This is a genomic window from Rhodopila sp., from assembly GCF_035548235.1.
Classification (GTDB): Bacteria; Pseudomonadota; Alphaproteobacteria; order Acetobacterales; family Acetobacteraceae; genus Rhodopila.
On the sequence record NZ_DASZTJ010000003.1, the window covers coordinates 1 to 7,139 of the forward strand.

7 protein-coding genes, 1 tRNA gene and 2 rRNA genes are annotated in these 7,139 nt (G+C 64.1%); 5 read left to right on the forward strand and 5 right to left on the reverse strand.

Features of this window, described 5'->3' with window-relative positions; genetic code table 11:
• The 3 genes from VHB27_RS00090 to VHB27_RS00100 form a co-directional block, all read left to right on the forward strand.
• Window positions 1-393 (forward strand): 23S ribosomal RNA (locus tag VHB27_RS00090); the annotation flags it as partial.
• Window positions 394-574: 181 nt separating this feature from the next.
• Window positions 575-689 (forward strand): 5S ribosomal RNA (gene rrf, locus VHB27_RS00095).
• Window positions 690-722: 33 nt separating this feature from the next.
• Window positions 723-799, forward strand: a tRNA-Met gene (locus tag VHB27_RS00100).
• Between the two features lie 106 nt (window positions 800-905).
• On the opposite strand, the gene VHB27_RS00105 is transcribed toward VHB27_RS00100, so the two are convergent.
• From VHB27_RS00105 to VHB27_RS00115, 3 genes are all read right to left on the reverse strand, one after another.
• On the reverse strand, window positions 906-1,337 hold the full coding sequence (locus VHB27_RS00105) for an SgcJ/EcaC family oxidoreductase (RefSeq protein WP_325596401.1): 432 nt from the start codon (window positions 1,335-1,337) through the stop codon (window positions 906-908).
• A 280-nt stretch (window positions 1,338-1,617) separates the two neighbouring features.
• Entirely contained in the window at window positions 1,618-2,418 is an 801-nt protein-coding gene (locus VHB27_RS00110; protein ID WP_325596403.1) for an NAD-dependent epimerase/dehydratase family protein, read from the reverse strand.
• Between the two features lie 210 nt (window positions 2,419-2,628).
• Window positions 2,629-3,243, reverse strand: a complete 615-nt coding sequence (locus VHB27_RS00115; protein WP_325596405.1) for a TetR/AcrR family transcriptional regulator — start codon at window positions 3,241-3,243, stop codon at window positions 2,629-2,631.
• Window positions 3,244-3,348: 105 nt separating this feature from the next.
• On the opposite strand from VHB27_RS00115, the gene VHB27_RS00120 reads away from it, so the two are divergent.
• Together VHB27_RS00120 and VHB27_RS00125 are read left to right on the forward strand one after the other, a co-directional pair.
• Window positions 3,349-4,551, forward strand: coding sequence for an MFS transporter (locus VHB27_RS00120; RefSeq protein ID WP_325596407.1), 1,203 nt, complete (start codon window positions 3,349-3,351; stop codon window positions 4,549-4,551).
• A gap of 30 nt (window positions 4,552-4,581) precedes the next feature.
• On the forward strand, window positions 4,582-5,529 hold the full coding sequence (locus tag VHB27_RS00125) for an alpha/beta fold hydrolase (RefSeq protein WP_325596410.1): 948 nt from the start codon (window positions 4,582-4,584) through the stop codon (window positions 5,527-5,529).
• Window positions 5,530-5,635: 106 nt separating this feature from the next.
• Here VHB27_RS00125 and VHB27_RS00130 read toward each other — a convergent pair whose 3' ends face one another.
• Window positions 5,636-5,986, reverse strand: a complete 351-nt coding sequence (locus VHB27_RS00130; protein WP_325596412.1) for a cytochrome c — start codon at window positions 5,984-5,986, stop codon at window positions 5,636-5,638.
• An 11-nt stretch (window positions 5,987-5,997) separates the two neighbouring features.
• Window positions 5,998-7,139, reverse strand: a 1,142-nt coding sequence (locus VHB27_RS00135) for a molybdopterin-dependent oxidoreductase (protein WP_325596414.1), incomplete at its 5' end; no start/stop codon positions are given.

Here is a 7,139-nt window from a genome sequence, read left to right on the forward strand (position 1 = left end):
GGCACCTCGATGTCGGCTCATCACATCCTGGGGCTGGAGCAGGTCCCAAGGGTTCGGCTGTTCGCCGATTAAAGTGGTACGTGAGCTGGGTTTAGAACGTCGTGAGACAGTTCGGTCCCTATCTGCCGTGGGTGAAGGAGATTTGAGAGGATTTGTCCCTAGTACGAGAGGACCGGGATGAACATACCTCTGGTGCACCGGTTGTCACGCCAGTGGCACAGCCGGGTAGCTATGTATGGACGGGATAACCGCTGAAAGCATCTAAGCGGGAAACCCACCTCAAAACGAGATCTCCCCGAGGGCCGTGCAAGACCAGCACGTCGATAGGCCGGGTGTATACGGACGGCAACGTCCTCAGCTAACCGGTCCTAATCGCCCGATCGGCTCGATACATGCCCGTGATCAGTGACCAAGCGTCAGTGATCAGAACGGGTCAACACCATGCGCGGGAATCATCGCCAGATGCCCGGCGCGATCCCATCGCTTCAGCACAACACGCACGCAACCAGAACCAAACCCATCCCCCGATCACCGGTCACCGACCACTGATCGCCAAAAAGGATGGACTGGACGACCTGGTGGTTCTGGCGGGGAGCCCGCACCCGATCCCATCTCGAACTCGGCCGTGAAAATCCCCAGCGCCCATGGTACTGTGCCTCAAGGCACGGGAGAGTCGGTCGCCGCCAGGTCTTCCAATCCATCCCCCTTAACCCAATCACCCCCGCGGGGTGGAGCAGCCCGGTAGCTCGTCAGGCTCATAACCTGAAGGTCAGAGGTTCAAATCCTCTCCCCGCAACCATCACGGGCCAACGATGGTCAGCCAGCCCTCCACCGCACCGCGCCGGCCAGGTGAAATCAGCCCGTCCAACGGCGGCGCATAGGCGCCCCTCCCATCTTCGCAGCACCTACGACGACGCGGACTTGTCCGCTGCAGAATTGTAAGCGCTCTTCGCCTGCTCGCTCATCGCGGTGTTTTGGAACGCGGCGCAGAGCCATCGCCCGTCGGACTGGACCAGCGCGAACGTCTGCATCTTGTCGAAGTCCGGCGGGCTGTTCTCCACAAGACCTCCAGCCGTCAGAACCACGCAGGAGTTCGAGCCCAGCGTCTTTGCCTTGACGGCGCTCACCCGCATCTTGCTTCCCGGACTCCACCGCGTGAAGACCTCGTCGTGCATGCGCTCGATCGCTTCGCGTCCGACCAACGGATCTCCGCGCCACGTGACGTAGGTTGCATCCTCCGTGAACTGCGCCGCATAGGCCCGCGCGTCCCCTGCATCCCATGCCGCCCGAAAGCGATCCAGGAACTGCTCGATCGTATCTGAAAATTCGCTGCTCATCGCTCATCTCCTTCGTTGAGACACGACGGATGCGCTGGCAATGTCGAAAACCAACACCCGCCGAGCCGTCGACGCACATCGCGTCACGCCTCGCCGCGGGTTCCGCTCAAATCGAGTGGAGCAGGTTCTCCGAATGGAGCGACCGGGCTTACCTGTCCGATCCTTGGCCCTTTTTCGACGGAACAAGCGTATCGGCAACTCGTTCGCAGGACAACTGACGAGGCGCCCCCCGGAAAGTTGCATCGGTCCGGCAACCGCGACGAAGAAATCGCTCGACCGCCTAGACGCCGTATGCCGCCAGGCCCTCGGCCCGCGAAACCCTGCCGACATAGCCCAATTCACGGCGGGCTGCGGAATCGTCCGTGGTGAATTCTCGTCCGATCATCCTGGCCAGCGTGCGTGTCAGTGGCGGATCACCTTGCGCGCGCCGAATGGCCGGGCCGATCTCCATCCATCGCCCGAGGGTGAACGCCAGCCGATAGGAAACCGACCGGATGCCGTCGATGGACAACCCCTGCCGGTCGGCAAGCATGGCGATGAAGGCGCGAAACGTCGTCGCCTCCCGGTCGTGGATGAAATAGGCGCGTCCTCCGGCGTCATGTCTGAGCGCGCATTGCACGGCCTCCACCACATTATCGACGTGGCAGGTGACGTAAGGGCAGTCGCCGCGGTCGATGAACGCGAACTGCCCCGATCCGATGGCCTGTGGAATGGCGTGGCTGAACGGGTCGCCAGGCCCCCAGATGGCGGGCGGGCGAAGGGCGATCGTGCGAAAGCCCGGCTTGTCGGCTGCCAGCACAGCCGCTTCGCTCCGCGCCTTGCTCGCGATGTAGCCGGAGAAACTGTTCGGGAAGATCGGGGCGCTTTCGTTGGCGTTGCGGATGGGTGAACCGCGATCGTCCATGATGACCGCCGCCGCGCTGATAGAGACGAAGCTTGCAGCGCCGGCCCTCTTGGCCGCCTCCAGAAGCGCGGCGGTGCCATCCACATTCGTGCGGAAATAAGGCGCGCGCGGGCCGGCACCGGCGCTAGGCCGGTGCGGGGCCGAGATAGTTGCGATCGATACCAGCGCCAATCTCATTCAGGATGGTCGACGCACCAATCTTTTGACCGACATGCTGATCGTCCACTTCCGTATTTCCTCATGTTATCCGATCGCTACCGACGCCCGTTCGCTCTGCAAAGGAACGAGCAGGTTTGTCCCCACCAATGCCGACACGCGGAAGAGGTCGGCGAACGAGCACCGGATCGGCGTAACGCAGGTGGTATGGTGGCCTGTCCAGCCCAACAGCTATGAGGTGGCCTTGCAACTCGCGTCCCAGGCTTTCATTGCCTGGGTAATTGCAGCGTCAATGCTTTTGCCTGCGACGCCGTCCCGCGCCTGGATCGAAAGCCCAACCAGCAATCCTTCGTAGAGAGCTGCCAATCCGGCCACATCCGTATCCGGTCGCAAGATTCCCTCCTCGACACCGGCTTTGACGCACGCAGCGATGGCCTCGCGGTTCGCCTTCCGCTCGGCGGCGGTCACGGCCTGTGCCGAGGCTCCGCCTTCCGAACAGATCGTCGCCGACAGGGCCACCATGCAGCCCGTCGGGTGCGCGGAGGCCGTTTGCATGGCGGCGGAACGGCGCAATGCCTGCTCCAAACGATCGCGCGGGGGCAGATGTTCGTCCCGCAATGCCGTGACGACCTTTCCGTGAGTACGGAGATATTCCACGAGCGTTTCGCGATAGAGCGCCTCCTTGGAGCCGAAGGCGGCGTAGAAGCTGGCGGACGAGATATCCCCCATCGCATGGCGAAGCTGCTCCAGCGATGTCCCTTCATAGCCGTATTGCCAGAACAGGTGCATCGCCTTGGCGACGGCTTCGTCGCGATCGAAGTTCCGCGGGCGACCCGTGCGCGCCATATCCGCCTCCTTGCCGGACTTCTGAAATAATCAATCCAGAAGTCGTTGACAACCGCTTCGGCCCCATTCATTTATGGACTGGTCGATCCATATATGGGGTGCGGCATGGCGACGATGGCGACGGCGGGTGCGGAGGACGAGCAGGATCAGCTTCCTGTTGCGGCGCTTCTGGCGCTCGCGATGACGGGGTTCACCGCAATCCTTACCGAGACGCTGCCCGCCGGCCTGCTTCCGCGCATGGCGGAAGGGCTGGGGGTTTCCGAATCCCTCGCGGGTCAAACCGTGACGGCCTATGCCGCCGGCTCCTTGATCGCCGCGATACCGCTGACGGCCTGGACGCAAGGCTGGCGGCGCAAGCCGACGCTGCTGACGGCGATCCTCGGCTTCCTCGTTTTCAACACCATCACGGCATTGTCCGCCGATTACTGGCTGACGCTCGCCGCGCGCTTCCTTGCCGGCGTGGCCGCCGGTCTTGCCTGGGGTATCTTGGCGGGCTACGCGCGCCGCATGGTGGTGGGTCGCCTGAAGGGAAGGGCGCTTGCCATCGCGATGGTAGGAACACCGATCGCCTTGTCGCTGGGCGTTCCCGCCGGCGCCTTCCTGGGCGCCACGATCGGCTGGCGCGCGGCCTTTCTTGGGATGTCGGCCACGACGATCCTGCTGATCGGCTGGGTGCTATGGAAGGTGCCCGATTTCGCCGGGCAATCCGTCCATCAGCGCATGCCGGTCGCGGGCGTGTTCAGGACGCCGGGCATTCGGCCGATCCTGGCGACCATCTTCGCCTGGATGACCGCGCACAACATCCTGTACACCTATGTCGCGCCGTTCGCGGCATTGTCCGGCCTCCAGGGTCGCGTCGACGTTCTCCTATTCGGCTTTGGCCTTTCCGCGCTCGTCGGCATCTGGGCGACGGGATTGCTGGTCGACCGCATGTTGCGCCGGCTGGTGTTGACCAGCCTGACGGCCTTCGCCGCGGTCGCATTGGCGCTCGGTTTCTTCGCTCCGATCCCGGCTGTCGTCAGTCTGGGCGTCATCGCCTGGGGACTGTCGTTCGGTGGTGCGGCGACCCAGCTTCAGACCGCCTCGGCGGATGCCGCCGGTCATGGCGCGGACCTTGCCAACGCCATGGTCACGACGGTCTGGAATAGCGCGATCGCGGCGGGCGGCATCGTCGGCGGCCTACTGCTGGATCATCTGGGCGCCGCTTCCTTCCCCTGGGCGGTGCTTGTTTTCTTGCTCATCGCCCTTTGCATCGCGTCCAACGCGCACCGGCACGGCTTCCGGCCTGGTCCGCGCGTGCATGCCTGACCCAAGGTTTTTCCACCGAAGGACCAAAACATGACCCCAGTCCCCACTGCGGCGCCCTTCAGCTCTACAGTTCCAGCGGCCGTGACGCAGACAGTGCGGGAGGAATTTCCCACGCCCGCGGACTTCGCGCCGGGTTATCGTGAGATGGATGGCATCAACCTTCACTATCTGAAGGGCGGCGATGGACCACTCGTCCTGCTGGTCCACGGCTTTGGACAGACCTGGTATGAGTGGCACCAACTGATGCCGCTGCTGGCCAAAACGCATACTGTCATCGCGGTGGATCTGCCGGCGCTGGGCCTTTCCGATGCCCCTACATCCTATGCCGGCCAGGACGTGGCGGTGCTGCTATACAAGTTCGCCAAGAGCTTCAGCCCGACCGCGCCGTTCGACCTGGTCGCACACGACATCGGCATCTGGAACACCTTTCCGATGGTGGCCGAGCACCCGTCGGATATTCGGCGCCTCGTCTACATGGAAGCGCCGATTCCGGATGATCGGTTGTACCAGTTCCCGGCCTTCACGCCGGAAGGTGAATCGCTGGTCTGGCATTTCAGCTTCTTTGCGGCCGATGGCCTTCTGCCCGAGCGGTTGGTGACCGGCAACGAGCGCTTCTTCCTCGAACATTTCATCAAGGTGCATGCCGCCAACAAGGATGTATTCACCCCGGAACTTCTTGATCTCTACGGTCACTCCTTCGCCAAGCCACAGACGCTCCACGGCAGTTTCGAATATTACCGCGCACTCAACGAGACGGCACGGCGCAATAAGTCTTTGGCCGCGACCAAGCTCGCGATGCCGGTGCTTGCGATCGGCGGCGGCGGTCATGGTGGCGTGGGGAGATTGGAGGGCGATCAGTTACGCGAATATGCTACCAACGTGCGTAGTGAGATCCTCCCCGGATGCGGCCATTGGCTGCCGGAGGAAGGCGCCGCAACCCTCAATCCGATGGTCGTAAACTTCCTGACGGCAAGCTGACGGGGGCATCGGGGCGCGTATCGCCCGCGATGCCATAGGTGGCGACGACGAATTTCATCCTGCCGTCATGGACGATCGCACTCGGATCGCGAAATGGCGACCCCGGTCAGCGCGCCCCCTCGACCCCCTTCGTGGCCGCCAGGTACCCGACGATCGCCGCCACGTCCTCCGCCGCCACCGGCGCCTTGTAGACATTGATCATCTTGTGGACCTCGGTGTCCCAGGCCGATTTCGGCAGCGCCGGCTGGGTCAGCACCATCCCGGCCGAGTGGCAGATCAGGCAGTTGTTGGTGATCGCCTCGACCCCCGGCCCGGGAGGGAACGTCATGTTTCCCGTCGGCAGGTCGATATGGGCCGATTTTAATGCCTGCAACGATTGGGCCTGCAACGATTGGGCCTGACCCGGCAGCGGCGCCAGCACGACCGGAAGGACCGCCAGCCAATATAGGGTGCGCATCGGGAACCTCCTTACGCCGCCGTCACGGAAATCGACTCGATCACGTTCTGCATGAAACCACCCGGGTTCCAGACCGGCTTGTCCGGCTGCGCCAGCCCGTTGGCGTTCGTGCATCGGACCATCACGCCCTGCGGCCCGGCCGAGGCCGGCGTGAACGGCATTTGCCACCGCCGGAAACCATATCGGCCCTTGTCCTCGCCAAGCTGGGCCGCCTGCCAGGTCTTGCCGGCATCCATCGAGACGTCGACCCGCGCGACCCCGGTATCGCCGCCGAACGCGATGCCGCGGATTTCCGTCGGCGCCCCCACCTTGACGGTGTCGCCGGGCCGGAGATTGGTGACGAACGACCGCGGCACCATCCGGTTGATCGGCACCTGCTTGAACCCGGTCTCGCCGGGCCGGACATTGGCGCCCGGCGTGTCCGGAATCAGATAGGCGGTCGCCATCCAGAAATTGCGGTCCGGCTGGTCCAGCACCTCGATGTCGTTCAGCATCTTGACCCAGTAGGTCGAATACCAGCCCGGAACGATCAGCCGCAGCGGGAAGCCGTTCAGCATCGGCAGCGGCTCGCCGTTCATACCGAACGCAACCATCACCTCCCCGTCGTTTGCATGGTCCACTGCCAGCGACTTCATGAAGTCCGGCCCGTCCGGCAGCACCGGCTCGTCCAGCCCGTTGAACCGCACCTGCACCGCCCCCGCCTTCACGCCCGCTCGGTCCAGCAGGTCCTTCAGCCGCACGCCGGTCCAGCGTGCGCTGCCCATGGCGCCGTTGCCCCATTCGCCGCCGGGCACCCGAGGCTGGAAATACCCGCGCGAATTGCCCGAACATTGATTGACCGCGACAAGCTCCACGCGCGGCATCGCCAGGATCTCGGGCAGGGACAGCGACACCGTCCGGTTCACGTGGCCATGCACCGTCAGCCGGAACGAACCGGCGTCCACCGAAGCGGGGATGTTCGCCCAGTGCCAGCGCACGAAGAACTGGTCGTTCGGGGTGATCACGTCCTTGTCGAACACCTCGAACGGCGTCTCCAGCAAGGGCGGGCGGGACCGCTGCAGGATCATCGGCCCCTTGGTCGGATAGGTCGTGGTCAGCGTCCGGTCGTTCGGCCCGCCGGGCAGCGGCGGCGCGAAGCCGACCGTGGCGGCGC

What these genes read in the sequence shown, in the direction of transcription:
- VHB27_RS00105 (WP_325596401.1), bottom strand. Translation starts at nt 1,337, where the DNA reads ATGAGCAGCGAATTTTCAGATACGATCGAGCAGTTCCTGGATCGCTTT.
- VHB27_RS00110 (WP_325596403.1), bottom strand. Translation starts at nt 2,418, where the DNA reads ATGAGATTGGCGCTGGTATCGATCGCAACTATCTCGGCCCCGCACCGG.
- VHB27_RS00115 (WP_325596405.1), bottom strand. Translation starts at nt 3,243, where the DNA reads ATGGCGCGCACGGGTCGCCCGCGGAACTTCGATCGCGACGAAGCCGTC.
- VHB27_RS00120 (WP_325596407.1), top strand. Translation starts at nt 3,349, where the DNA reads ATGGCGACGATGGCGACGGCGGGTGCGGAGGACGAGCAGGATCAGCTT.
- VHB27_RS00125 (WP_325596410.1), top strand. Translation starts at nt 4,582, where the DNA reads ATGACCCCAGTCCCCACTGCGGCGCCCTTCAGCTCTACAGTTCCAGCG.
- VHB27_RS00130 (WP_325596412.1), bottom strand. Translation starts at nt 5,986, where the DNA reads ATGCGCACCCTATATTGGCTGGCGGTCCTTCCGGTCGTGCTGGCGCCG.